Below are 24,290 nucleotides of genomic sequence, written 5' to 3'. Positions count from 1 at the left end.
CGGTGAGCACGAGGTCCTCTGAGTGGGTTTCGAATGTATCAAGCAATCAGGACGGATGAAAATTCTCCGGCTTGGGACGAATCCCAAGCCGGAGAAGAAAATCACTGCTGGAAGATCGGAGCGGATGCTGCGTCGGCCAGCCACTTCTTCTGAAGTTCAGCCAGGGTGCCGTTATCGCGCAGCGTGTCAACTGCCTTGGTGACCGCGGGGGTCAGAGCGCTTCCCTTAGGAAGCAGCAGACCGAAGTTGTTGCCATCCTCGTTCGCGGTGAACTGGCCAACCACGGTGCCGTTCTCAACCTGGGTTGCGATGATGTTGAATGCGGTGGGCAGGTCCACGACGATTGCGTCAACCTGGCCGCCCTTGAGGGCCTGGACCACATCAGCAGAACCATTGAAGATCAGCGGATCGGTGCTGGGCTTGAGCTTGTTCATCACGTAGTTCTGAGAAGTCGTGCCGGTCTGAACGCCGAACTTCAGCTTCTTCAGGTCTTCAATGCTCTTGGCCGAGGCAGCGGGGGTGCCCTTCACGGCGACAACTGCCTCGGAGGTCGTGTAGTAGGGGCTGGAAAAGTCCACTGCCTGCTTGCGAGCATCGGTAATGGAGAACTGCTGGATGTTGAAGTCCCAGTCCTTTGCGCCAGGAGCGATTGCCGAATCGAAGGTGGTGCGCTTCCACACGACCTGATCCTTGGAGAAGCCCAGCTTCTCGGCGACTGCGTAGGCAACTGCGGCCTCGTAGCCTTCACCGGATTCGGGGTTGTCGTTGAGAACCCAGGGGGTGTAGGCCGGATCGCCGGTGGCGATGGTGAGCTTACCCTTGGTGACGGTGGGGAGTGCTTCGCCGGTTGCGTTAGCATCGGCGGTTGCGGAAGTTGTGCTGCTGGAAGTGGTTCCGCCCGCGCATGCACCCAGCGCCATGACGGCAGTTGCTGCGATTGCGACGAGTGCGGACTTGCGGAAACGGATCTTGGGACGAACCACGTGTGCTCCCTATGAAGATATTGTGGGACAGAACAATTTTGAGTGCTTGTCAACCCATGGGTAAAGCACCCACGCTCTAAGGCTAAGGGCAACTACGCGCTAATGGAAAGAGATAGCCTCAAATGTGAGATGTGAGGTATGGTCTGCGTGGATCCTCGCTATGATGGATCAAATAACCGAGGGCAGATCCGATTGGATCCGCCCTCTGATCATTTGACGCTAGTGGTCACTTACCAAGCTTGTCCTTGATGTCTGAAACAACGTCTTCAGCCTTTTCCTTGGCGGCTTCAACGACGTCCTCTGCCTTGTCCTTTGCAGCTTCAAAGCCTTCTTCGGCCTGCTTCTTCAGGTTTTCCAGATCCACGATGGACTCCTTCAATAGTGGTGTTTCCAGCTCTTACCGGAACGTCTTTTCAGCCTAGGGTATGGCGGTGTTCTTGTCGATAGATTCAGTTTTTAAAGGAGACTTGGATGACGCATCGCGCATGTCCTACTCACTCCTGAGGAACCCCATCGATAAAGAAAGGGGAGTCAATGCACTCGTGGGCGAATTGGTGTGTCGATGATCCCCGCTGAGGCTAATGTCCAGTCCTCGAAAGAGAACTCTGGTGAGACAACGCAGGTGGCCAGCGCCGCCTGGCCTCGAGCAAAAGTACGCTGCCACGAACCGGCGGGGACAAGGAACTGCACGGGGTTTGAAGGCTCAGAAGGTGAGAGATCTGCATCCTCGCCAGCCGGCGAACCTAAGATCACGATCTGCGGCTCGGAACTTGGGGCCTCGCCATTTCCACCCAAGTGAATCTCCAGCGCTCCCGGACCCGACCAAATCCACAGCTCATCAGAGTGCACCAAGTGCCAGGCAGCTTCTTCGTCGCGATCCAGCACAAACAGGATTGCCGAGGCCGTGGCTCGTTGGCCGCGTGGGGTTTCCACATGCGTGGGCGCGGTCCACGTGCGGCGGAAGTGCCCGCCCTCGGGATGGGGCGCAAGGTCAAGTTGCTTTATGAGCGTGGAAGCGAGCGAAGTGAGAGTAGTCATTGCATGTCTCCCTCAAAGATATCGGTGAAACGCGGATCGACCCAACGCAGGTTTCCGTCAATAATCGTTGCAATCTGGCGAGAGGCGCCGGTTTGGACGAGCTCCTCGATAGTGTCGACAATCGTCGTGACGGGTACATCGAAAAACACCATGTCTGCGACCGCGCCGGACTGGAGCTGACCCACCCGTTGGGAACCCGTCGACAACCCCAATGCGACAGCCCCGCCCAAGGTCGCAGCATGCAAAAGACGGCGAGCCAAATCGCTTTCCGAATATCCCTGAGCACGCGCAATCTTATAGAGCAGCGCAACGTCCCCCATGACATCCAAACTGGGTGAGGATGACAGGGAGTCCGTTCCGACAGCCAACAAGTTGCCCTCATCCAGGTAGGCGGCGACAGGGGGAGCATCCAAGCCAATCACGCGATTCGAGCGCGGACACAAAGCAACAGCAGTATTGCGAGAACGCAGGCGACGCCGGTCATCCGCGGTCATGTAGACGCCATGTGCCACATGACAATCAGGACCCAAAACCCCCAGCTGATCAACGAATTGCGTCGCCGAGAAGCCCCCACCAAGAGAGCGCATCTCGGTGAAGGACGTCGAGGCCCCGCTGCGCCACAAATCGTCCAACTGGGCGGTTCGGCCTTCTTTCCACTCGGCCTCGGAATGGGATTCACCCAAGTGAATGTGCAGGCGAAGGTTACGCCCGCGCGCAAGGTCGGGAAGATCCAAAAGCGGTTCCGCATCCAATGAATACGGGGCGTGCGGGGAAATACCGATCTGCGGGGGAGTGGGCATCGCATCCAGGGAGGCATTGACGCTTGCCGGACCGTGAGCCGCCCAATCCTCATTCGACCATCCCATCACTTCCCAGTAAGCGACGCCGTGCAGGCCCAGGTCGTGGAGTGCACCCGCGGCCTCGGGATCGGTGACGACGTCGGCGGCGCTGGTTGTCCCATAGCGGATCGAGAGGCGAGCACCGCGCGCGGCCTCGGCCTTCCAATCGAAATTGGTATGGTCATAGACCGCGTCAAAAGCCTGCGCCCACGAAGGGAAACCCGTGTAACGTTTCGCCCCAACTTCCGCCATTCCCGTGTACTGCAGGTGGGTGTGCGCGTTGACGAGGCCGGGCATCAGTACCCCGTCGACGTGGTGCTCGACGAAGGTGCGCCCCGACTGCTCGAGCGCGTGAATCACCCAATCGCGCGAACCGACGTGCTCAATGCGTCCATCGATAACCGCGATTGCGCCATCAAGAACAGAAGGCGCGGTGATGGGGATGACAAGACCCGCAGAATAGACTTGGACTACATCAGAATGTGGGGAGACCGGACGGATCTGTGCGTCATCTGGGGTAACTGTCGACATGGGACTATTGTGCATTGCCTGTCCCGCGAAGTGCATCAAGCGCAGCTTGAGCCACTGCATTATCTGCTTGAATGGGGAGGTTATGAAGACCGGGCTCAAGTTCGTCTCCGTGAAGCAGTAGCTCAGTGAGCGCTGCGACTTGCACTCCGAAACTCATGTCCATGATCTCGATGGGGTTTCCTTCGCCGGCCGTGTAGTTGATGCCTTCTCCCTTTTCCAAAAGACGCAGGGGCTTACCCGTCGGGCTGGCCAGTCTTTGCACATGGGGGTCGCCCGCCTCGTTCAGCGTCCACCCCGCGGCCAGTGCCTCTTTGATCTCAACTTCACCGACCACGCCGCCCGCGACAGTGACAATCGCATTCTCGGGGAGAGCCTCAAGCGCGTTGAGCGGAATTGTCGAGGGCTCACCCGTCGCGGAAATCAACATGCCTGCGCGTGCTGCAACCTCAGACAGTGAAGCGACAGTGAAACCATCCATGCGCGCTTGGAGAGCGCGAACCGGGTCAAGTTCGACGACACTGACCTTTCCGCCCAGTGCTCGACCAAAGCGCGCGCATCCCTTGCCGACGTCTCCGTAACCAATGACTCCGACCGCCATTCCAGGGATTGGGGCTCCAATTCCTGCGGGGTCAATGATGTCCAGGATTGTTGTCCAACAGGATTGGCCCGTGCCGTAGGCGTTATCGAAGAGAGTCTTGGAACGTGCGTCATTGCTGGCAATCACTGGGATTTGGAGCGGGAAATGGCGTAGCGGTCGCAGTCCCGAGGTCGTTTCCTCGGCAGCGCCGCGCAAGGCAGAAAGCGCTGTGGGAGCGCGACCCGGATCGTGAGCCATGCGAATAAGATGCGAACCGTCATCCAGCAGGTACTCGTTATTTTCCGCGAGGAAGTCGCGGGCGAGTGCTTCTTCCTGCTCCGGGGTTGCGTGGGAATCGGCAAAGACCTCCAGACCCGCGCGGCGTAGGGCATCGGCAACGTCATCTCGGGTCTCGCTTGCGTGCCCAAAGACGGAAACTTCAGCACCGGCCTCGGCAAGCATCAAAGCAAGTGCAGCGGTCTTAGGTTCCAAAACCAAGGCGAGGCCAATCCGACGACCTGGGAGCAGGTGGCCGATGCGGCCTACCGCGGCCTCGGTCACGGGCATGTGCATGCGTGCCCACGCGATGCGCTCGGGATCCTCGGGGCCACGCAAAAGGGAAGTATCGGGCGCGTAAACTCCTTGGAAGCTGCCGCCGGGAGCGAGGACGGTAATCGCACCCGGACGAGGAAATGCTCCCTCATCCAGGTCGAAGATGACGTCGAGGCCGGTGGGAGTGGAGGGGGCGTCCTCGGAAGGATCGGGGGACATGACCTGGGCTCCGAAAGCCTCAAGGAGCGCGGTGAGCTCGCCGTCGGAGGTGACGAAACGTCGTCCCGCGATCAACATATTTGTTGCGCGAGCGTATGCCCGCAGAAGCACTTGCGCATGGGTCATGCCGTTCAAACTAGCAGATGAGCCTTCACGAGGTTAACGAGTCAGCGGCATTAGGTCCATGAAAGGCGCGGTTGTTAGTCTGGTCGCAGGTCCTTTTCTGTTCAATGGTTGCCCTTGAGGACGTCATTTCCGGTCGTGAGGAAGTACTACACATGCGCGAAGCGTCAATGCCGCAGGCAAGTGATCCCGCCACATACGCGAATGCTGATATTCGTCTGGCAGCAGTCGATATGGATGGGACCTTGTTGGATGATCAGAAAAACTTCCCTGCCGGACTGGAGCAGCTCCTCGATTCTATGGAGGATCGCGGCATCACTTTTGTTCCCGCCTCAGGTCGACAAATCTGGACTCTGATCAACATGTTCCCCGGCCGCGCCGGGATGACCTTTATCGGTGAAAATGGCGCGGTCGTTATGCGTGATGGGGAAGAGATTTCCTCAAGTCCCCTTGACCTAGGGACGGTACGTCGGTGTGTCGAGTTGGTCCGTCATCACGTGCGTCAGGGCGATTTCTTTGCTGAGCATCCCGATTCGCAAGACGGGAATGCCCAGGAAATGGAAGCTGCTCAGTGGGATGGAGGCCTTGTCGTTTGCGGGAAGAAATCAGCGTATATCGAGCGCAGCGATGAACCTTTCTTGCATGCAATCTCTCCGTACTACGCACGAACTCAGGTTGTTGAAGACCTGCTTGAGGTACTTGACGAGATTGAACACGGTGAATTGGATGACGCGATCATCAAGCTTGCCCTGCGCAGCGCAGGAGATGTGAAGCCCTTGGCTGAACGAACTTTGGGAACATTCAAGCAGAGTCATCAATTCGCGCTTTCCGGCGATAACTGGGCTGATTTGCAGATGCGTGGAGTCGATAAAGGCAAAGCTGTCAGCGAGCTGCAGAAGTATCTTGGGGTCTCACCTGCACAAACCGCAGTATTTGGAGATGCGGGAAACGACCTTGGGATGATGTCGCGCGCTGAATTTTCCTTTGCGATGGCGAATGCATCCCCCGATATCCTTGCCGCCGCTCGCTTTGTTGCCCCTTCGAATAACGAGGCCGGGGTTGTACGGGTGCTGAGCTCTTTCCTTGAGTAGTCACCTTTACAGGGTCCGAAGCCTTCGATAGTCTCAGTCTCCGGAAGAAATATCCACGAGGAGGACAACGTGAGCATGCCGCAGCCGGCCGGTCAAAACTTCGGAACCCCGTTTAGGCAAGGTGAAGCGAAACTGAAGCGTTTCCCGTTGATCCTCGGTATTATCGGCTGGATTCTTGTCATTTGTTCGTTTTTGTTCCCCTACCTGATCATCCAAGACGCAATCAAGAGCGGACATCCCGAAGGCGCCGGTTGGGTCTGGATCCTGATCTTGCTCATGTGGGTTGGCCTCATCGGCCCGATGAATATTCTTGGCGTAGTCTTGTCGATTCCGAGTCGTGCAGTTCAGGTCTCGGCGGCACAGCGTACGCTCAACGTGTGGGCGATTGTTCTGAATGTGAGTTCCTTGGTATTGGGAATCCTTGGATTCGTGGGACTCTTCTTCATTGCCGGTTAGCGCATTTTTAGCCGAGTATCTTCGCCGGTGAAGATCTGGACAGAGAAATGTTTTGGGGTCGCGACGCATTGCGTCGCGACCCCAAACGTTAAGCCTTCTCAGAGGCGCTCTGTCTTACTCGGCAGAAGCTTCCTGGTTCTGATCAGCGCTGTAGTCTTCGACCTCGAGGTCTGCCCAGTAATCCTCGGCCCACGGATCTTCGATCGGCTGGCTGCGCTTCCACAGGACGTAGCCTGCACCAGCAGCGGCAGCGGTAAGTGCGGTGAAGCAGAGGGCGCGAAGCAGGCGGCCCTTCTTCTTGCAGCACTTCTTCTTACGGGTCGGGGTGGCCAGTGCCTGTGCCGATGCGGAACGAGCGGCGCGTGCGCGCGAGGCCAGATCGCCCTCAGCAGCAAGAGCAGTGGCGGATGCGGACACTGCCTTGTTCAGACGGGGCAGGTAGTCCTCCACGACGTGGCCGTGAATGTCGGAAAGGAAGGGCTGAGCGCGGTCGGCGACAGACTGTGCGCGTTCGCTTGCGGACTCAACAAGGGGAGTCGCGCGCTCAATCGCGTTTGAGAGTGCGGCCTGTGCGCGAGGAGCTGCCCAGTCCAGTCCCTGCTCTGCCAGATCGGCGGCTCGCACGGCGAGACGGCCCGCGTGCACAGCCGCTGCGTCGCGGAGCTGTAGGCCCTGCGCCTTGAGCTTTTCGGTGTCGATGTTCGGGGTCCTTGCCATGATGTCTCCGAATCTATAAAAAAATTCGCGTCCGTTGAGTGAACGCATGGACCCCTCTATTGTGCACTCTTTGACCATTAGATGCAGCTTCATTAAGTGAATACCGAGCAAAATAGCGTGCCGATCTCGCCTGAATCTGGAACCATGGAGATATGGAAGCAACAATTCACACCAATAAGGGCGATATTCGACTCGAGCTTTTCCCCGAGCAAGCCCCCAACACCGTCAAGAACTTCACCTCACTTGCACAGGGTGAACGCGAATGGATTGACCCCAACAATGGTCAACCCACCTCGCGCCCCCTTTTTAATGGCACGATTTTCCACCGCGTCATTGATGGCTTCATGATTCAGGGCGGTGACCCCCTAGGTACCGGAACCGGCGGTCCCGGATACCAGTTCAACGATGAGATCCACCCGGATCTGACCTTCTCCAAGCCCTACCTTCTGGCCATGGCAAACGCAGGCAAGCGCATGGGCAAGGGAACCAACGGCTCTCAGTTCTTCATCACCGTTGCACCCACCCCGTGGCTCAACGGAAACCACACCATTTTCGGTGAAGTGATCGACGAAGACTCCAAGCGAGTTGTCGACGCGATTGCAACAACCCGTACCGGTCGTAACGATCGTCCGGTCGAAGATGTCGTCATCGAATCGATCGACATCACTGAGTGACCACAAACCGGAAGGTTTATATGTCTCAGCCTCTGTACGGTCAGCGTTCTGATCCCTACGCTGCACCCGAGTGCCCGCGCCACCCCGGAGTGCGCAGCGTCGATTACTGCAAGCGCTGCAATCGACCCATGTGCACCCAGTGTGTTGTACCCACGGAAGTCCGTTCAATCTGTGTGGACTGCGCGGGCCGAGGCCGAGGCAACCTTTTCGGAAGCGCCCGCGCCGCCCGGCCTCGCCAATGGGGGAGCGTCCGGGTGAGCGCACAAACCCCTGTCATCACCTACGCGATCATTGGCGTGTGCGTGGCTCTGTGGGTAGGCGACATTCTTGCCAAGGGCGTGATCACCCAATACTTGGGATTCACACCGATTCATGGCCTGTATCAGCCGTGGCGGATCCTGACGACGGCGTTCTTGCATGTGAATCTCATGCACATTGCCTTCAATATGGTTTCGCTCTACGCAGTTGGGCGTGCATTGGAGCCAGCGCTGGGACGCGGTCCCTACTTCTGTCTCTATCTTTTGAGCGCTCTTGGTGGAACCCTTGGTGTTTTGGGGTGGGTACTGATTGACCCCTCATCCGCCTTGACGGTGACCGTCGGTGCCTCGGGTGCGATTTTTGGCCTTTTCGGCTCGGTTTTTGTTTTGCAGCGGGCCGCTGGGATTGACGTGCGAGCCGTTGCCGGCCTTCTTGCAGTTAACCTCCTGTATGGCTTCATCGTTTCAGGGTTATCCTGGCAGGCTCATCTTGGCGGTTTGCTTTTTGGGCTGCTCGCAACCTGGGGGATGCTCGCCTTGGGTAAGCCGCGTTCCGGGATGACAGCGAAGAAACAACGCCGCCGTTTGTATCTTGGTATTGCAGGTATGTTCCTTACTGAGCTTGTCATCATTGTTGTTACCTATATGGTGCTTCTTAATATCTGAGTAGGAGTTTCGATGCTGGACCTGTGGAATCCGTGGGAGATCTATGATCGACTGATTGACCAGATCGACCCGACCGTGCAAGTCACGGCTAGTGGGCGTTTTGGTAAGTGGGCTTTCATTGAGAATTCCGAGGCCGGTGCGGGAATGGCCTTCCATATGCCCGTTGAATCGATTGCTCGCCGCCTTCCCGCCGACCCCTCTGGCATGAGTTTGCGTGAGGTTGCCGCTTATGCGAAGAGTTGGAATTTCGCCGAGGCCGCCCTTGGGATGGCCGCTGTGAATTCTTGGTATGCGCTTCCCTCGCGGGCAGAAGCCGCAGGTTTTGTTCCTTGCCAGGTGAATAACTGGCAGAACCTTTTTGATCCCTGGTCGGCTGAGGTTGCCGGCAAGCGCGTCGCGGTTATTGGGCATTTCCCCTTCGCTGCTGCGGCCCTTTCCGCCGCATCTGAGCTCTTGATCTTCGAGCGCAACGTGCTGGATGGAGATTTGCCAGATACAGCCGCAGAATATGTTCTTCCCACCTGTGACTACGTCTTTATCACGGGTTCGGCTTTTGTGAATAAGACAATGCCGCGTCTTTTGGAGCTTTCCCGGAGTGCACGGACGATTATTGTTGGACCTTCGGCTCCCGCTGCGACCTTGCTGACCGAGTACGGCATGAATTCGCTGACGACCTTCTCGACGACAGATATTGCTTCCTTCCAGCCCGCTTTGGGTGGCCAGCGCCTTGGGGGCATGTACGAGGCCGGTCGGCGTATCGAGTTCCACGCCTAGTCTGCGTGGAGGTATTGCCCCACATCGAGGTGATGCGGGGAGTGTAGTGACCCGCTAAATGTCCGTAATTGGCTCCGCTTTAGCCGCTTCTTAGCTCATTCTGGGCGAAAGCTGGAAACTAAATGGAAGCTTGCTCATTTTGCCTGTGGATGTTGTGGATAAAGTGTGGATACAGCGCGAAATCATTGTGCGAAGCTGAAAAGTGTGCTGCCGGACATCATTTTGTTGTTTTTGTGGCAAAAAAGTGAGTTTTCGTTGATATACCGCAAGTCTGAAGTTTCAATTCAATCTTCATGAAACTAAATTCATTAGTAAATCTGGGAATCGATGCTGGGTAATTACATCGATGGTATTTGTCCCCAGCTGTGGATTTGCCTGTGGATAACTTTTGACTGTGGATGTGGATTCACGCCTCTAAAGCGCCCAAAATCGTCGATATCTAAGATCTGACGAAGAAAAATCTAGTGACGCGTGAAAGCAAAGGGGCTCGGACCCCCTTACGGGTGTCCCAGCCCCTTGAGACTCAACCGTGAATTCAGTTCATCAGAAAGGAGAATTCACGTTCGGCGATATGCTCAGCGCCAACGCATAGTCATAAGAAAGCCGACGAATGCGATACCGCCACCGACTGCCAAGTTCCACTGACCGATCTTCGGAATCGGGTACGTGGCTCCGGAAATATAGAAGACAACAATCCAGAGCAGGCCGACAATCATCAGGGTCGTGAAGACGGGTGCCCACCACACAGGCGAAAGCGGAATGCCATCGGTCCAGGCATGGATTTCATTTTCTGACTCGGCCTTTGCGCGCTTCTCAACGCGAGATTCGTGATCGCGCTTCTTGCTTGATGAACGCTTGCCGTGTTCCTCGCGCTTCGAGTCCTTCTTCTCGTCCTCATGTGCGTGACGCTCTTCGCGCTTCTCGGAACGCTCCTCGGTCTGTGCGTCTTTCTTCTCTTCCTCGCGCTCTTCGCTCTTCTTCGGCTCAGCCACGATTTTCCTTTCATGCGGCAAGTGTCGGGATCTCCCCGGGAAACGCCGCGACAGGCGGCCTTCCTCTAGCCTAGCGGGACTGAGCCAAACATCAAAAGCAACTGGGCGTTGCACCCTCAAACAAGGGATACTAGAGGTACACCTAGTCGCCAACAGGAGATGATGTGAAACTTTTCGGCCGACCGCTCACCCGCCCGACGGGTCGTACCCTGCGCTCGGCTCTGTCTGTTCTCATCGTCACCACGGCCTCGGGAATGCTCTTTGTCGCCAGTGCGCGCTCAAACTCGGAAACCCGCTCACAAACCGCTGTCGATCTGGCTGGGCTTGTCGCACACCGTCAAAATGAAGTGAAAGACCTCCAAGACGGGGTCCGCAGCCTGAAAGATCAGATTGCGGGCCATGTTCCGGCAGCTGGCCAGCAGAGCAGCCATAACGTCGGTGAGCTCTCTAAAGTTCCCGTCTCGGGTCCGGGTATTACGGTGACCCTTTCAGATGCGCCCACAGACAGCATTCCGGATAACGTCAACCCCAACGATCTGGTCATTCACCAGCAGGACATTGATGATGTCATGAATGCAATGTGGGAAGGCGGCGCAGAGGCGATGACCGTCCAAGGTGTGCGTATCGCCCCGCGAACCGTTGTGCGCTGCATTGGAAACGTCATTTTGGTCGGTGGCACATCCTTCTCTCCGCCCTACAAGATTTCGGCGATCGGAAATGTGAATCAGCTCCGAAATTCAGTCGAAACGAACCCTCGAGTCGTCAACTATCAGCGTTATGTGGCACGCTACGGATTGGGCTGGGAGTTGAAAACTTCAGACAAACTGGAATTTCCGGCATCAGACCAAGACCTATCCCTTCGATACGCACAGGTGGTGAAAGAGAATGGGTGAACATGTGAAAGAAGCGGCTGCCCCCCGTCGCTATCGCGTCACCTTCCTCTCGGTCATCGGCGAGCTCCTCATTACGATTGCCGTCATTTTGGGGTTATTTGCCGTTTGGCAGTTGTACTGGACGACATACAAGGTAGAAGGCCCCCGCGCGCAAGCAGTCGCGGACTTCTCCAGCAAGCACCCATCGAACCGAACCCTGGGTGAGCGTCATACCGACGATCCGCCGGAGTTCACCCTGAACCCGGCAATCGATGAACTCTACGGAGTGATCCATGTTCCTTCATGGAACTGGATGAAGATCCCATTGGGTGAAGGCACGACAGGCAGCGTGATCGATCAGGGTTGGGCCGGCCATTACAAGGACACCGCGCAGCCCGGCCAGGTGGGTAACTTCTCGGTTGCCGCACACCGTCGTTCATATGGCAATTCATTCCGTTTCATTGACCTGCTCAAGGACAATGACAAGGTTGTTGTCGAGACCGATAACGTCTATCTGGTCTACACCTACCAGTCCAATGAGATCGTTCCCGCCAACGATGAAACCAATATCCGCGTCATTGCCCCGGTTCCCGGTGATCTCACCTTCTCAAAGCAGCCCACTGAACGTCTGATGACAATGACGACCTGCAACCCCGAGTACGGCAACTCTGAGCGTTTTATCGTTCACCTCAAGTTGGAATCGTGGACTCCGAAGAGTACGGGTGTCCCCGCCGAACTACTCGATGAGCCCGTGGAGTAAGGAAGGAATTCAATATGTACGGATGGTTTTTCCGCCACCTTCCGGGACCCACGTGGTTCCGAGTTTTCTTGTGCCTGGTGATTGCTGCCTTCGCTGTCGCCGTGCTTTTTGCATACGTCTACCCATGGGCAGAGCGTTTCTTTGGCTTGGGTGGCGCTGCGGTCTGATTGACCGAGAATGAGCATAGAGTGGCCGGCATTGCCGGCCCCCCACAGTGTATTCAGTTCAGATTGTCAGCCCTTCGGGCAAGGCCCCCCAAGCAGACTGCTTGTCAGTCTGCTTGGCGGGCCTTGTGAGCCTTAGTGGCCTGAGGGGCTGGGAGAGGCCGAAGACCCACCCTGTGACACGTAGAGAGTGATGGAGCTACCCTGTCGTACCGCAGAACCCTCACTGGGCGTCACACCGGTGACAACACCAGCAGCTGCGTTACGGTCAGGCATCTGGATGACGGTCACACGCAACCCCAAGGCCTCAAGCTGAGAGGCGACCTCGGTGTAGTTTGCACCCGTCAGGTTCTGAGGAACGGTGATGTTACCCGAAGCAATGTTCAGGGCAATGGTATCGCCGCGCTTGGCCTCGGAACCCACAGCCGGAGAGGTCGAGACAACGCGACCCTGTTGGGCGCCGCCCTCATCGACGGTGTTGACGTTTCCAACCGACAGGCCGGCCTGAGTCAGTGCAGTGCGAGCCTGATCCTGGCTCATGCCAGTGACATCGGGGATCGTGACCTTCTCAGAGCCAGAGGACACGTAACCGGTAATGGTTGATCCAGCGCGGACCTTCGAGCCTGCAGAAGGGCTAACGCGTGCAATCTTGCCGCTTTCGACCGTATCAGAGGCTTCCTTCTGGTCGGACAGAGTCCACTTCAAGCCCAAAGCTTCAACAGTTTGCTGAGCCTGCGTTGGGGTCATGCCGACAAGGTTATCCGGCAGAGTGATGGAGGCGGGACCCGAAGAAATCGTTGCAATAACGCGGGAACCGGGCTTTGCGGCGGTTCCGGCCTTCGGATCGGTTGAAACAACGGAACCGGCAGGAACGCTGTCAGAAGCAACCTGCTCGTTCGCAACAGCCCACTCGAAACCCTTATCCGTAATGGTCTTCATGGCCTCGGCCTGGGTCTGACCAACAACGTTGGGCACCTCTGTCGTCGAATCGGCGCGAGTATGCGTCAGGAAAAGCCAGGCGATACCAATAACCGCAACCAGGACAACACCGATGATTCCCGCGATCAGAGCCGCAGGACGCTTCTTCTCGTCCTCTTGCTCCTCATCATCGCGACGAACCGCAGTTGCCGCAGCCCCACGAGTTCGGATTTGGGTCTCCTGGGCCTCGGAAGGTGAAGATGCTGCGGGGAATGCGGGAGGCGTGGCAACTGCGGGAAGCGTCTGCGTTGCCTGGGTCGTCCACACCGCGGTGTCGGGCGCGTTCACGTGAGAGCCATGAGCCGCGCGCAGAAGGTCGGCCTTCATTGCAGCCGCTGAAGAATAGCGATCGTCAGGGTTCTTAGCCAGAGCCTTCATGACGACGCGGTCCATTTCCGCCGGAACATCGGGCGCAATCGATGAAGGAAGCGGCGGGAGAGTCTGCACGTGCTGATAGGCAACGGCTACCGCAGAATCCCCGGTAAATGGGGGCTTTCCGGTGAGAAGCTCGAAGAGCAGGACGCCCGCTGAGTACAGATCCGAGCGCGCATCCACCGGCTTACCCTGTGCTTGCTCAGGAGAAAGGTACTGAGCAGTGCCAACGACTGCGTTCGTCTGCGTCATTGTCGCCTGAGAATCGGCGATTGCGCGGGCAATACCGAAGTCCATGACCTTGACTTCACCCTTGGAAGTCAGCATGACGTTGCCGGGCTTGATATCGCGGTGAACCAGGCCAGCAGAGTGCGAGTATTCCAGCGCAGAGAGAACACCGGCAACAATGTCGACGACCTCGGGAATGGGGAAGGGGCCCGCATCGTCAGAGAGCAGGTCCTTCAGCGGACGCCCATCAACGTATTCCATGACGATGTAAGGAATCGACACTCGACGACCATCGGGGAGGATGGTTGGCTCTTCACCGGTGTCGTAGACAGCAACGATGTTTGGGTGGTTAAGCGAAGCCGCGGATTGGGCCTCGCGACGGAAGCGCGCCTGGAAGACGGAATCCATCGCCAAGTCGGTGCGAAGAGTCTTAATTGCAACGATTCGCGACAGACGCTTGTCGAATCCGAGGTGAACTTCGGCCATCCCGCCGCGCCCGATGAGCGAGCGCACCTCGTAGCGTCCCCCTAGAACTCGAGGGGCGGATTCTGCCATGTCGAAACCTCCTGATTGAGTGAGACGTCTGCACTTGTCCTGTGCAGGAGCGACCCTAATCTGTTGTGGATAGTAGCAACCGCAATTAAGAAAATTGTGAGAGAGATCAGGAAGATGACCAGCCATTTTCCGATTTGCTCACTGCGGCTTGGCTCCGGCGCCACAACAGAACGATTGTAGCGAGTCTTTGCGGGAGCGCTCGTGAGGATTGTGCCGTTCTCTTCCGTGATCGCATGCCAGCGGAAAAGCGCGGGGTTGATTCTTATGGTCTGAGCAGGCCGTTTAGGACGCGCTGGTGCTGTAGGTGCTTTGCGTGCCGAGGCCTCGGGCGCGGGGGTGTGCACCGCAGGAGCTGCGCCGCGGCTTTGCGTCCTGCGCCCTGGTCCGTCACCCCGCTCTTCCCTTCGCGAGGCCGTAGAAATATGCGAGGAAAGGGAAGATCGCGTTGGGGAATCCTTGTGCGAGGCCTCGGGAGTGCGCGTCGGCGTCACAGGGCGGGCTGCCAGGGAAGGCTGTGCTGCCTGTGCATCAAAATCGACGGGCTCGAGCATGTCCTCGGGAAGGGAACGACGGTGCGTGTGGCGAATCGGTGCGCTGCGGCGAGCCACGGGGTTGACGCGTGTTTCGACCGCGGGTTCACCCGGAGCCGGTGGAGCACCGTGCTGCGGAGCTGGGACGCTTGGGGCGGGGAGCGGACGTGCCTGAAGGGAAACGCCCATCTCACTGGCTGCCGCAACCAGTTCACGAACAAGCGCAGAACCCGATGCGGGGCGCTGCTGTGGATCTTTATCCAACAAGCGGTAGATCACTTGAGCAAGGGGAGCAGGAACCGTATCCGGAAGCGCGGGAACCGGCTCATTGACGTGGGCGAAGGCGATATCGACCTGGGACTTCCCGGTGAAAGGACGAACCCCGGCCGCGGCCTCGTAGGCAATGACACCCAGAGCGTAAAGGTCGCCCAATGAGGTGGCTTTCTCTCCCATTGCCTGCTCGGGGGGAAGGTACTGGGCGGTTCCCATCACCATGCCATCGGCGGTCAGATCGATCTGCGAATCTGTACGAGAAATGCCAAAATCCGTCAGCTTAACCATACCGTCGGGTCGAATGAGAACGTTTGCGGGCTTGATATCGCGATGGACGACACCTGCCTGAGCCGCCGCGCCCAAAGCCATTGCAATCTGCATGAGAATGGGCATGAGGTATTCGGGAGCTAAAGACTGGCCACCGCGCAGGTAATCGGTCAAAGGACGTCCTTCAACCAGCTCCATGATGATCCAGCCGCGACCGTTTTCTTCGCCCGAATCCAAGACATTGGCGATATTTGGATGCTCAACGCTCATCGCGTTACGTGCTTCGATACGCAAGCGGGAGAGCGAAAGTTCCTGCCCGGATAACTCTGGGCGCAAGACCTTCGCAGCGAGGATGCGGCCGGTGACGCGATCTCGTGCCTTCCAGACCTCGCCCATTCCTCCTTGGGCAATGAGGGAAAGCAGCAGATACCTGCCGCCCAGGACTCGCCCGGCCAGCTGGTTTGGTGCCCGTGTTGGTTTGGGATCGCTCACTTCAGACCCTCCTGGAGAAGTGCACGTGCGATGGGGCCCGCGTCGGTTCCACCGTGCAGGACGGGATGGGATTCATCGCCTTCAACAAGTACCGCGAAGGCGATCTGTGGATTATCTGCGGGGGCGAAACCAACTGCCCAGGCATTTGCGCGGCCGGAACCGTCGCCCAATTCAGCGGTGCCGGTCTTGGCTGCAACAGAAACTCCTGGAATTGCCATGGAGGTTCCGGTTCCATAGGGCTGGGAGACAACGCCGGTCATCATCTGCGTCAGTTGGGAGGAGATCTCGGGGGTGATCTTCTGACCCACGCGGATTGGTGAGGTTTGCGATTGAACCTGAAGATCAGAATCAACGATCTGAGAAATCAGGTAGGGACGCATCATTGTTCCCTTATTGGCAATGGTCTGTGCGATCATCGCCATTTCCATAGGGGTGACCTTGACCGAGTACTGGCCGATTGCGCTCATTGCCAGCTGTGCAGAATCCGTTGAATCAGGGAACTGAGAGGGCGTGACGCTGAGCGGAATCTTCTGGGAGGTTCCGAACTCAAAACGGTTTGTGACATCGGCCAAATCCGTGTGCGTCAGTTTCTCGCTGGCCAAGACAAAGGTTGTGTTGCATGAACGCGCAAAGGCTTCGGAAAGGGTTGGGTGTCCGTTGCCGCATTCGGTTGATTCAATATTTGACACCGAGGTGGCCGTTCCGGGAAGCGTGGTCGAGACGGGGGAGTCCATCTCTGTTTCCGGAGTGACTGCGCCCTTTTCAAGAAGAGCAATGGTTGTCAGGATCTTGAAGCTCGATCCGGGAGCATATAAGTCGCCTGCGATCGCGCGGTTGTACAGGGGCTTAGAGGGATCGTTAATGAGATTCGTGTAAGCGGTATTGGCTTCCTGTGAATCGAAGATCGCCAGCGAATTGGGATCGTAGGAAGGCGAAGAATACATGGCCAAGACCGCGCCGGTCTTGGCATCGAGAGCAACAACTGCGCCCTTGCGATTGCCCAGTTTTTCAGCCGCGATCTTCTGCATATTCGGGTTGAGCGTCAAAACGACGCCACCACCTTGGCGGTTTTGCCCGGTGAAAAGGTTACGGAAACGCTGGGCAAGAAGAACCTGAGACTGTCCATCCAAAATGTCTTCAGCCGCTGCTTCCATCCCAGTCGATTGAGAGAAAGCCGCAGAGAAGTAGCCCGTTGTCTGAGCGTAGAGGGGACCCTGGGCATAGGAACGCTGGTAGCGCGAAGAATCCTCGATCTTCTTTGACGAAGCGATGGCTTCTCCAGCAACGATGATGGGACCGCGGTCAATTTCGGCGGCATGGAGGATGGTTCGCTGATTGCGCCCGTCGGCATTGAGAGATGGGGCCTGAATGACCTGATTATTCGTCACAATCAGGCCAAGAGCCGCAAACATCGTCAAAACGACGACGAAAAGACGACGAATCTGGGTATTCACAGGCGACCTCCCGCGTGTTCGGGGGTGTGACGCTTCTTGGCATCAACAACGGGGAGATTGCCCGAGGTCCAGGTTGAGGGCACCGAAGGACGACGTGAAGCATCCGATACGCGGATCAGAAGAGCAACAGCCAGCCATGAGGACACCATCGAAGAGCCACCGGCTGCCAAGAAAGGAGCGGTTAGGCCGGTGAGTGGAATCAGTCGAGTAATACCGCCCAAAACCACGAAGATCTGGATTGCGAAGGAGAAGCTCAGGCCCGTGGCAAGGAGCTTCCCGAAGCCGTCACGCACGCCGATTGCCGCGCGCATGCCTCGTTCAATAAGAATCAAGTACAGGACCAAGATCGCCGCAAGGCCAGTAATTCCAAGTTCTTCAGCGAAAGAAGAGAGGATGAAGTCCGAGTTAGCCAGAGGTACAAGCTGTGGATAACCGCGACCCCAGCCCGTTCCCATAAGCCCGCCCGAGGCCTGGCCGAAGAGGCCTTGGACCAGCTGATAGGAGCCGCCGGCTTGAGCGTTGTAGACCTCGGGGTCAAGAGCATTGAGCCAGACTGAGAAACGAGCGCGAACGTGGCTGAAGGTGCTGATGGCAACAAGAACAGCGGGGACGAACATGAGGAAGCCAATGACCAGCCAGGAAACGCGGTTTGTTGCGACATACAGGGTCGCAACAAAAAGGCCGAAGAAGAGCAGCGAGGTCCCCAGATCCCGTTGAAGAACCAGGATTGCTACCCCCACAAGCCATACGACCAAGATTGGTCCGAGGTCGCGAGCGCGGGGCATCCGCATGCCCAGAACCTTGGGGCCGCCAATCGCGAGGTTATCGCGGTTGTTCACCAAGTAACCCGCGAAGAAGATTGCCAGCGTGATCTTGACGAGCTCACCGGGCTGCATTGAAAGCGGTCCCAGGCTGATCCACACGCGAGCACCGTAGGTTTCCTTACCCAGTCCGGGAATCATCGGCAAAAGGAGCAAAACAAGCGAAAGCAGGCCGAAAGTGTAGGTGTAGCGACGCAGGATCCGGTGGTCGCGAATAACGACCAAAATGACTGCGGCCAACGCAATTGCAATACCGACAAACATCATTTGACGCATGCCGACTGTGCCCATGCCCAGCGCGTTCAATGATAGGTCAATACGGTAAATCATCGCCAAACCCATGCCGGTGAGCGCAACGGCGACCGGCAAAATAACGGGATCAGCGTAGGGAGCCAAGAAGTGGACTCCGATTTCCGCAAGGATTGCAATGGCCAGCAAAATTCCAATGTGAAGGCCGAGGTTTGCCGGTGGTTCGCCCGTCCGGTTGATACTGGTGATGACATAGCCACCAATGCCGACGGCTAGGGCAAGAAGCATAAGGACAAGCTCAAGGAAACGTCGGGGACGAACGGGGTTAATGGACACGGTTGCCATTAGTGTCCCCCTTCCTGATTGGCCGAGGAATTGGCGGAATTATCGCCTGTGGAACCTTGGCCCTCTTGTCCCTGCTGGTTGTTCTGGTTTTGCTCGCGTTCCTGCTGTTCCTTTTGCTGCTGTGCTTCGCGTTCCTTTTCCAAAGCGCGCTCGCGGGCATTCGATCGCAGGACTGCCACGTAGGCGTCGATATCGCTGCGAGAAGTACGAGTGACGGGTTCTTGCAGACGCTGCTGGTCGACCGCGGCAAGCTGATCGAGCTTCACATCGGTAATTTCCACCGCATGCGAGAGATTCCACGATCCAATTGACTGCGGAATACCTTGGTAGATCACCACAGCACCATCTTTGCCCAGCACGTAGTACTGAGTTTGGGTCCACTTCCAGCCGAACCATCCACCGATAACAACAGCAATGGCCGTGATCAATGAGACGAGGGGAAGGACCCACCCAAAGCGTGCGCGACGGGGGAGCTCAGGCTCGGCCTCGTCATCTTGAGGAAGCGACTTCGTAGGCGCGGAAAGGGCGGCTGCACGCGCGGCTGCACCGCCTCCGCCTCGGGTTGGAGCCAAGCGGTCTTTTGCGGCTGCGCCGACAACCTGGGGCGCGGCGGGAGGGTTGGTACCTGCCGGAACGATATCGGCGACAACGCAGGTGACGTTATCTGGACCCCCGGCAAGAAGCGCAAGGCGGATCAGCTCTTCGGCGCATTCACCGGGATCGTGGACGTCGGTGAGGACCTCGGCGATCGTATCGGCAGAAACAACGCCGGAAAGCCCGTCAGAGCACAGGAGCCAGCGATCGCCGACGATCGCCTCGCGCATGGTTTCATCGGGGGTGACATCGGCTTGGGAATCACCCAGAATGCGCATGACGACGTTGCGCTGAGGATGGTGTTCGGCCTCTTCAGGGGTGATTTGACCGCTATCAACCAAATACTGAACGAAAGAGTGGTCGGTGGTGACCTGAGTCAGGGTATCCCCGCGCAGAAGGTATGCGCGCGAGTCGCCGATGTGAACCATGGCGAGCTTCCGACCCGAACGCAAAATTGCAATGCAAGTCGTTCCCAAACCTGCGAGCTCAGGATCATGTTGCGAGCGTTCGGAGAGCTCTTCGTGAGCGTCCATCAGAGCGTCGCGAAGGAGGGGGAGTAGAGATTCCGCCGGGTGAGAGTCGGTGTCCAGCGGAACAAGGTGAGCCATCGCGACCGACGAGGCGATATCGCCGCCTGCGGGACCGCCCATTCCATCGGCTAAAACCAGTAAATTTGCGCCTGCGTAGCCAGAATCTTGGTTATTTTGACGCACCAAGCCGACGTCGCTGCGAGCGGCGTAGTGGAACTCGACGGGCTTGGATTGGGGCATGTTACTTCACCAATTCAAGGGTGGTTTGGCCGATTCTGACGATGTCCCCAACATTTAATTCCCGAGGCGAAGTCAGCCTTTCGTCATCCACGAAAGTTCCGTTTCGTGACCCCAGGTCTTCGATCCACCACTGACCATCTGCAGGAGTGAGCTGGGCGTGCTGGGAAGAGGCGTATTCGTCTTCCAAAACGAGAGTCGACGAGGGGGAACGCCCAATGATGATGGGGGAGGCGCCCAGGGGGATGACTGTTCCAACGAGGGGGCCGCCGGTGAGAAGCAGATTGCGCGGAGCTGTGCCGGTTTTTGCGCGACGAGACTCACGTCGTTTGCGATCCGCATCCTTTCGCCCCTTCCCGCGCGGGGTCACAACAGTGCCGAAAATATCTCGGCGCAGGGTTGAGACCGCTCCCAAGACCAGGAGCCAGAGGAATACAAGGTATCCCAGTCGGAAGAGGGTAAAGGTGAGATCAGAAGTCACTGGGCATCCTCACTTTGCGGGTGCGTCCAGAATAAGATACGGGTGCGGCCGATGGTGATCTGGTTTCCGTCAAGAAGGGTCGCCGCGTCGATGCGGTGTCCTTCGACGAAGGTACCATTTGTCGAGCCCAGATCGGTAGCAATAACGCCGGTTGGGGTGATACGAAGTTCTAGGTGGCGGCGGGAAACTCCCGAATCAGCGACGGTAATGTCGGCCTCGGTCCCGCGGCCAATGACGGTGACGGGTTCGGTGAGGAGCCACTTCTCTCCGTCGACGTCAATGATGGGGTGCTCGGGTGAAGGCGACGAGGCCGTGGCCGGGGCCGCTGCACCGCGTTCGTTGCGTGCCTGAACCTGGAGCTGGCCGGTGAATTCGTCGCTATCTTTTGTGAAGTCGATAGAGATTGGGCCGAGAAGTGAGTAGCCCTGAGACTGTGCGTAGTCGGTGGCTTGCTGAACGAATTCATCGGAAAGAATATCGAGGTCGCCCAGTGCGTTCATGTCCGCAGGCGCCATGCGAATGGTGAAGTGATTCGGCGCGATTGCGCGGTCCGTCGACAGCTCTTGAACGTGGTCATCCATTGCGCGTTTGAGTGCAGAGGTAACGTCAACGGCTTTGATCCCAGAACGGAACACACGAGAAAAAGCACCGTTTACGCCGCGCTCAACGGCGTTTTCAAAACGGTCAAAAATGCCCATGTCATCTGTTCCTTGTTCGCGGTCTTCCTCTTTCCTGAGACATATCGACGCTCAAGTATCGACAGGTCTACACGGGTATTTTACCGTTTCGGCCCTAATTGGGCGGGGTGAAGTCGCCGTGTGGGGCTAAGTCAAGGTGTTATCGAAACGTATTTCGCCACCTGTTTGCTCTATCAATTAGCACTGTTAAACTCGTGGAAGATCACTGAAATGGAGATACGTGAACCGGTTCAGTAGTGCCCCCCACCCGCAGCATGCGCAGCGTAGTCCTCGACGGACGAATCGTGCTCGCTATGCCCTGGTTTCGTGCATCCTGACAACGTTGGTTACTCTTCCGGGAGTAGCGAGTTTTCAATCACGGGCAGTAGCAGATGCTCCCCTAGAAACTCCGGGTGCCGCAAGCATTACGCTCTCGCGTTCTCAGGGGCGTATTGGTCAGGCCGTGCTCAATGACTCAGAAACTGATCGCACAACGGTTGTGCCGGATAATTCCTACTTCGGCGTGATCAAAGGGATGGAATCCTACAATTCCGCTGATTCGAATGAAAGCTCTGTGCCTTACGGAGCTGGGTATTCCCAAAAGTGGTTGGACGCTTCTGTCGCGCGGAACGATTACTGGTCCTACATCACTCGCGGTATTGCATGGGAGTATCACCTGGCCAGTGTCCACCAGAGTCCCTATTACGGTGATTACACGCCCTACGCAATTTCCGCATCAACGACCAGTGCGCTGGGCTATAAGCCCAATAACCCCGGAACAGTGTCCTTGAATGACACCTTCCTCATTGGCACGGTGCGACACAATAATTTCCCGATCTCCTCAAAGATCCACTGGGTCCACTCTTCCTTCGATATCCGTCTGGGAGACCTCGAAGACTCGTTCCCCTTCGACCAACACGAAACCGACAATGACACCGACACGACTGCGGTTGCTCGCACGGGCGGTCCCTATAAGTTGATTTCGCGTGCTTCTGCTCCCCGAACCTGTCCAACGAATGCCCCCTACTATGCGCTGACCCGTGAAAATGGTGACGGAGTCTGGTACTGCTACAGCTTTGTGGGTGAAGGTAAGGGCGATCGCGATATCTATACCGACTACCCGAACTACTATCCGCAGTCAGCGGGGAAGCCCGATCAGACACCCGCATCTGATGATGTCTTGTCCATTACGAAGACAACCTCCGATCGGACCATCACAGTTGACGGGATTCCTTACCGCCTAGTGCTTTTTGGTTTTGTCCCCAGTGCCGATGGAACCTGCCCCGCAAAGCCCCCGGCAGGTGCAACGCCGGTCTCTACCTTTACGACGAAGGAAAATCAGAGCTCTTTCGGTTGCCTCTACGGATCTTTTAGCCAAGAACGTTACGTGCGAGTGGCGAAGAAGATTAGCGAAGAGTCTGCCTCCGTTGCGACGACAATTCCCCGATTCGGCTTTACAACTCTAGGTGTGGGTGACTGGAGTTCTCCGACTGGGACTCCTCTGTCGCTTTATGAACAGGTGGACTCCTTCGTTGACTGGTCTTCTTTTGCGGATTCGCCGCTGACCCCGACCGGCTATGGTGAAAGCGGCATTGTCACAAGTGGCTACCAGGCCTTTATTCCCGGGTATTCGGAGTTTGTTATTGCGGAAACCGGTCCGACAATCCCGGGTAGAAGACCCCTGCGATTTGGTGAACCCGGCTACTTCGGTCCGTGGAAAGTGAGCGACGACCCCAATGCCGCTCGCTGGCAGCTCAAAGATGTGACCTGTCTGAATGGCGTGGGTGAGCGCGTGAATGTCAGTCGTGACCCTTTCACAGGAGGCGTCGACTTCTCAGAGGTTGCCCCGGCACATTCTGTTGCTGCACTGCCCATTACCTGTACCTTTACCAATGAACAGAAGGCTCCCAAGCTGCGCATTGAGAAGGCCCTTGAGAGCGTTGAAGGTGCGACGACGGACGATATCACCGTCACGTACCGTATTACTGCAACAAATGACGGTACTATCGCGGGGACAACCGGACGTTTGGTTGATACCCCGCAGTTTGCTCCCGGGCTCACAGTGCGTTCAGTAGCGATTGCTGAATCTCTTGATGGTCTTGGGCGTGCACGCCAGCAAGGTGCGGCCTCGTCCTACGTGCTCACTACGGGAACCAATGTCGAAGCCGGCAAGTCTACCACGTGGTATATCCGCATGAAGGTTCGCAGGGATCGCAATGCCTCGGGTTATAACGAGGCTTCCTTGGACTGCAAGACGGCGAAGGATCGCCTGACTCCAAAGAATGGTTTGTATAACATCGTTAGCGGTCCCTACGACCATGATGGCGTGAGCAATAACGAGGCATGTGCTCCGGTTCGCCCGCGTCCCATCCGCGTCGAGAAGGCCGGGACTCAGCCCATTGGTCAGAGGAATGAGGACGGCACCTACCCCCTGGAGGGTGCCGCGTTTGCGATCTATGACAACGAGGCGCTGAGCGGTACCCCCGTGAGCGTCCTCGAGGGCGGATCTACTTTTGTCAGCGCACCGCTAGAAGTAGACCGCTCGTATTGGTTGGTCGAAACGCGTGCCCCAGCAGGTCATGTTTTGTTGCCGCGTCCCATTCCCTTCCGTATCAGCGTTGGAACTGATTCCGCTGCCTCGACTGTAATTACGACCGATTTCGGTCCCGACGAAGGATTTACCTCCGTGCGAGTTCTGCCCGCAAAGGCAGGTACCGCAGATGCGGCTCTTGCGGGTATCCGTGTTGTAGACACGCAAGTTGGTCATCTGCCCCTGTCGGGGTCAACGGGTATCTACCCCTACCTCGGTGTTGGTTCGGTGCTGATGGTTGCAGCCGGTGTCATTGTGTGGATGAAGCGCCGCGAAGGGCTGAGGGCCTGAGAAACACGCAATAAAGTGGGGGTGCTCGCCGCTTGGCGAGC

The 24,290-nt window shown here is 57.3% G+C and carries 23 protein-coding genes; 9 read left to right on the top strand and 14 right to left on the bottom strand.

Annotated elements, in window-relative coordinates:
* Positions 1-101: 101 nt before the first annotated feature.
* The 5 genes from KHW85_RS07285 to KHW85_RS07265 all read right to left on the bottom strand — a co-directional run bounded on the left by KHW85_RS07285 (position 102) and on the right by KHW85_RS07265 (position 4,865).
* Positions 102-983, bottom strand: coding sequence for an ABC transporter substrate-binding protein (locus KHW85_RS07285; protein ID WP_291459387.1), 882 nt, complete (start codon positions 981-983; stop codon positions 102-104).
* A 226-nt stretch (positions 984-1,209) separates the two neighbouring features.
* Positions 1,210-1,347, bottom strand: coding sequence for a hypothetical protein (locus KHW85_RS07280; protein WP_291459386.1), 138 nt, complete (start codon positions 1,345-1,347; stop codon positions 1,210-1,212).
* A gap of 167 nt (positions 1,348-1,514) precedes the next feature.
* A complete protein-coding gene (locus KHW85_RS07275) occupies positions 1,515-2,021 on the bottom strand; it encodes a cupin domain-containing protein (RefSeq protein WP_291459385.1) in 507 nt (168 codons plus the stop codon).
* The gene (locus KHW85_RS07270; RefSeq protein WP_291459384.1) at positions 2,018-3,391 is read right to left on the bottom strand and encodes an amidohydrolase family protein; all 1,374 of its coding nucleotides are present in this window, start codon (positions 3,389-3,391) and stop codon (positions 2,018-2,020) included. Before KHW85_RS07270 ends, KHW85_RS07275 begins: the two co-directional genes overlap by 4 nt.
* Positions 3,392-3,395: 4 nt before the next feature.
* Entirely contained in the window at positions 3,396-4,865 is a 1,470-nt protein-coding gene (locus tag KHW85_RS07265; protein WP_291459383.1) for an adenosylhomocysteinase, read from the bottom strand.
* Positions 4,866-5,017: 152 nt separating this feature from the next.
* On the opposite strand from KHW85_RS07265, the gene KHW85_RS07260 reads away from it, so the two are divergent.
* Positions 5,018-5,953, top strand: coding sequence for an HAD hydrolase family protein (locus tag KHW85_RS07260; RefSeq protein WP_291459382.1), 936 nt, complete (start codon positions 5,018-5,020; stop codon positions 5,951-5,953).
* Positions 5,954-6,028: 75 nt separating this feature from the next.
* A complete protein-coding gene (locus KHW85_RS07255; RefSeq protein ID WP_291459411.1) occupies positions 6,029-6,409 on the top strand; it encodes a hypothetical protein in 381 nt (126 codons plus the stop codon).
* Between the two features lie 114 nt (positions 6,410-6,523).
* Here the strand turns inward: KHW85_RS07255 and KHW85_RS07250 are convergent, their stop codons facing one another.
* Complete coding sequence (locus tag KHW85_RS07250; protein WP_291459381.1) at positions 6,524-7,126, bottom strand: hypothetical protein; 603 nt, start codon at positions 7,124-7,126, stop codon at positions 6,524-6,526.
* 152 nt (positions 7,127-7,278) lie between these two features.
* Here KHW85_RS07250 and KHW85_RS07245 point away from each other — a divergent pair, with 152 nt between their 5' ends.
* Genes KHW85_RS07245 through KHW85_RS07235 form a run of 3 tightly spaced genes read left to right on the top strand, consistent with a single transcriptional unit; the run spans position 7,279 to position 9,497 of the window.
* Positions 7,279-7,800 carry a peptidylprolyl isomerase gene (locus KHW85_RS07245; protein ID WP_291459380.1) on the top strand — a complete coding sequence of 174 codons (522 nt, stop codon included), beginning with the start codon at positions 7,279-7,281 and terminating at the stop codon, positions 7,798-7,800.
* 20 nt (positions 7,801-7,820) lie between these two features.
* Positions 7,821-8,723, top strand: coding sequence for a rhomboid family intramembrane serine protease (locus KHW85_RS07240; protein ID WP_291459379.1), 903 nt, complete (start codon positions 7,821-7,823; stop codon positions 8,721-8,723).
* Between the two features lie 12 nt (positions 8,724-8,735).
* Complete coding sequence (locus KHW85_RS07235) at positions 8,736-9,497, top strand: DUF364 domain-containing protein (protein WP_291459378.1); 762 nt, start codon at positions 8,736-8,738, stop codon at positions 9,495-9,497.
* A 575-nt stretch (positions 9,498-10,072) separates the two neighbouring features.
* Here the strand turns inward: KHW85_RS07235 and KHW85_RS07230 are convergent.
* On the bottom strand, positions 10,073-10,489 hold the full coding sequence (locus KHW85_RS07230; RefSeq protein WP_107070840.1) for a cell division protein CrgA: 417 nt from the start codon (positions 10,487-10,489) through the stop codon (positions 10,073-10,075).
* Between the two features lie 164 nt (positions 10,490-10,653).
* Between KHW85_RS07230 and KHW85_RS07225 the strand changes: the two genes are divergently transcribed.
* From KHW85_RS07225 to KHW85_RS07215, 3 genes are read left to right on the top strand one after another with little or no spacing between them, the layout of a single operon-like run.
* The gene (locus tag KHW85_RS07225) at positions 10,654-11,382 is read left to right on the top strand and encodes a DUF881 domain-containing protein (protein WP_291459377.1); all 729 of its coding nucleotides are present in this window, start codon (positions 10,654-10,656) and stop codon (positions 11,380-11,382) included.
* The gene (locus KHW85_RS07220; protein WP_291459376.1) at positions 11,375-12,121 is read left to right on the top strand and encodes a class E sortase; all 747 of its coding nucleotides are present in this window, start codon (positions 11,375-11,377) and stop codon (positions 12,119-12,121) included. Before KHW85_RS07225 ends, KHW85_RS07220 begins: the two co-directional genes overlap by 8 nt.
* A gap of 14 nt (positions 12,122-12,135) precedes the next feature.
* Positions 12,136-12,288, top strand: coding sequence for a hypothetical protein (locus KHW85_RS07215; RefSeq protein WP_009408018.1), 153 nt, complete (start codon positions 12,136-12,138; stop codon positions 12,286-12,288).
* Positions 12,289-12,420: 132 nt separating this feature from the next.
* Here the strand turns inward: KHW85_RS07215 and pknB are convergent, their stop codons facing one another.
* The 7 genes from pknB to KHW85_RS07180 are packed head-to-tail and all read right to left on the bottom strand — an operon-like array spanning position 12,421 to position 21,389.
* A complete protein-coding gene (gene pknB, locus KHW85_RS07210; protein ID WP_291459375.1) occupies positions 12,421-14,418 on the bottom strand; it encodes a Stk1 family PASTA domain-containing Ser/Thr kinase in 1,998 nt (665 codons plus the stop codon).
* The gene (locus tag KHW85_RS07205; protein ID WP_291459374.1) at positions 14,391-15,980 is read right to left on the bottom strand and encodes a serine/threonine-protein kinase; all 1,590 of its coding nucleotides are present in this window, start codon (positions 15,978-15,980) and stop codon (positions 14,391-14,393) included. The genes pknB and KHW85_RS07205 overlap by 28 nt, the downstream gene beginning before the upstream one ends.
* Positions 15,977-17,434 (bottom strand): penicillin-binding transpeptidase domain-containing protein, encoded by a 1,458-nt coding sequence (locus tag KHW85_RS07200; RefSeq protein ID WP_291459373.1) that lies wholly within the window; start codon positions 17,432-17,434, stop codon positions 15,977-15,979. The genes KHW85_RS07205 and KHW85_RS07200 overlap by 4 nt, the downstream gene beginning before the upstream one ends.
* Entirely contained in the window at positions 17,431-18,849 is a 1,419-nt protein-coding gene (locus tag KHW85_RS07195) for an FtsW/RodA/SpoVE family cell cycle protein (protein WP_291459372.1), read from the bottom strand. Before KHW85_RS07195 ends, KHW85_RS07200 begins: the two co-directional genes overlap by 4 nt.
* Positions 18,849-20,213: a PP2C family serine/threonine-protein phosphatase gene (locus KHW85_RS07190; RefSeq protein WP_291459371.1), complete on the bottom strand. Its 1,365-nt coding sequence runs from the start codon at positions 20,211-20,213 to the stop codon at positions 18,849-18,851. The genes KHW85_RS07195 and KHW85_RS07190 overlap by 1 nt, the downstream gene beginning before the upstream one ends.
* Position 20,214: 1 nt before the next feature.
* Positions 20,215-20,691 carry an FHA domain-containing protein gene (locus KHW85_RS07185; RefSeq protein ID WP_178706394.1) on the bottom strand — a complete coding sequence of 159 codons (477 nt, stop codon included), beginning with the start codon at positions 20,689-20,691 and terminating at the stop codon, positions 20,215-20,217.
* Complete coding sequence (locus KHW85_RS07180) at positions 20,688-21,389, bottom strand: DUF3662 and FHA domain-containing protein (protein ID WP_048712442.1); 702 nt, start codon at positions 21,387-21,389, stop codon at positions 20,688-20,690. The genes KHW85_RS07185 and KHW85_RS07180 overlap by 4 nt, the downstream gene beginning before the upstream one ends.
* Positions 21,390-21,609: 220 nt before the next feature.
* On the opposite strand from KHW85_RS07180, the gene KHW85_RS07175 reads away from it, so the two are divergent.
* Positions 21,610-24,249, top strand: coding sequence for a SpaA isopeptide-forming pilin-related protein (locus tag KHW85_RS07175; protein WP_291459370.1), 2,640 nt, complete (start codon positions 21,610-21,612; stop codon positions 24,247-24,249).
* Positions 24,250-24,290: the final 41 nt, after the last annotated feature.

Source organism: Actinomyces sp. oral taxon 181 (genome assembly GCF_018370895.1).
Classification (GTDB): Bacteria; Actinomycetota; Actinomycetes; order Actinomycetales; family Actinomycetaceae; genus Pauljensenia.
The sequence above is the reverse complement of the archived record's forward strand: the minus strand, read 5'-3'. Positions and strand labels throughout refer to the sequence as shown.

Coding starts and splice junctions, on each gene's coding strand:
- KHW85_RS07255 (WP_291459411.1), top strand. CDS start 6,029: ATGCCGCAGCCGGCCGGTCAAAACTTCGGAACCCCGTTTAGGCAAGGT.
- KHW85_RS07240 (WP_291459379.1), top strand. CDS start 7,821: ATGTCTCAGCCTCTGTACGGTCAGCGTTCTGATCCCTACGCTGCACCC.
- KHW85_RS07220 (WP_291459376.1), top strand. CDS start 11,375: ATGGGTGAACATGTGAAAGAAGCGGCTGCCCCCCGTCGCTATCGCGTC.
- KHW85_RS07215 (WP_009408018.1), top strand. CDS start 12,136: ATGTACGGATGGTTTTTCCGCCACCTTCCGGGACCCACGTGGTTCCGA.
- KHW85_RS07180 (WP_048712442.1), bottom strand. CDS start 21,389: ATGGGCATTTTTGACCGTTTTGAAAACGCCGTTGAGCGCGGCGTAAAC.
- KHW85_RS07245 (WP_291459380.1), top strand. CDS start 7,279: ATGGAAGCAACAATTCACACCAATAAGGGCGATATTCGACTCGAGCTT.
- KHW85_RS07235 (WP_291459378.1), top strand. CDS start 8,736: ATGCTGGACCTGTGGAATCCGTGGGAGATCTATGATCGACTGATTGAC.
- KHW85_RS07265 (WP_291459383.1), bottom strand. CDS start 4,865: ATGACCCATGCGCAAGTGCTTCTGCGGGCATACGCTCGCGCAACAAAT.
- KHW85_RS07250 (WP_291459381.1), bottom strand. CDS start 7,126: ATGGCAAGGACCCCGAACATCGACACCGAAAAGCTCAAGGCGCAGGGC.
- pknB (WP_291459375.1), bottom strand. CDS start 14,418: ATGGCAGAATCCGCCCCTCGAGTTCTAGGGGGACGCTACGAGGTGCGC.
- KHW85_RS07260 (WP_291459382.1), top strand. CDS start 5,018: ATGCGCGAAGCGTCAATGCCGCAGGCAAGTGATCCCGCCACATACGCG.
- KHW85_RS07270 (WP_291459384.1), bottom strand. CDS start 3,391: ATGTCGACAGTTACCCCAGATGACGCACAGATCCGTCCGGTCTCCCCA.
- KHW85_RS07195 (WP_291459372.1), bottom strand. CDS start 18,849: ATGGCAACCGTGTCCATTAACCCCGTTCGTCCCCGACGTTTCCTTGAG.
- KHW85_RS07275 (WP_291459385.1), bottom strand. CDS start 2,021: ATGACTACTCTCACTTCGCTCGCTTCCACGCTCATAAAGCAACTTGAC.
- KHW85_RS07190 (WP_291459371.1), bottom strand. CDS start 20,213: ATGCCCCAATCCAAGCCCGTCGAGTTCCACTACGCCGCTCGCAGCGAC.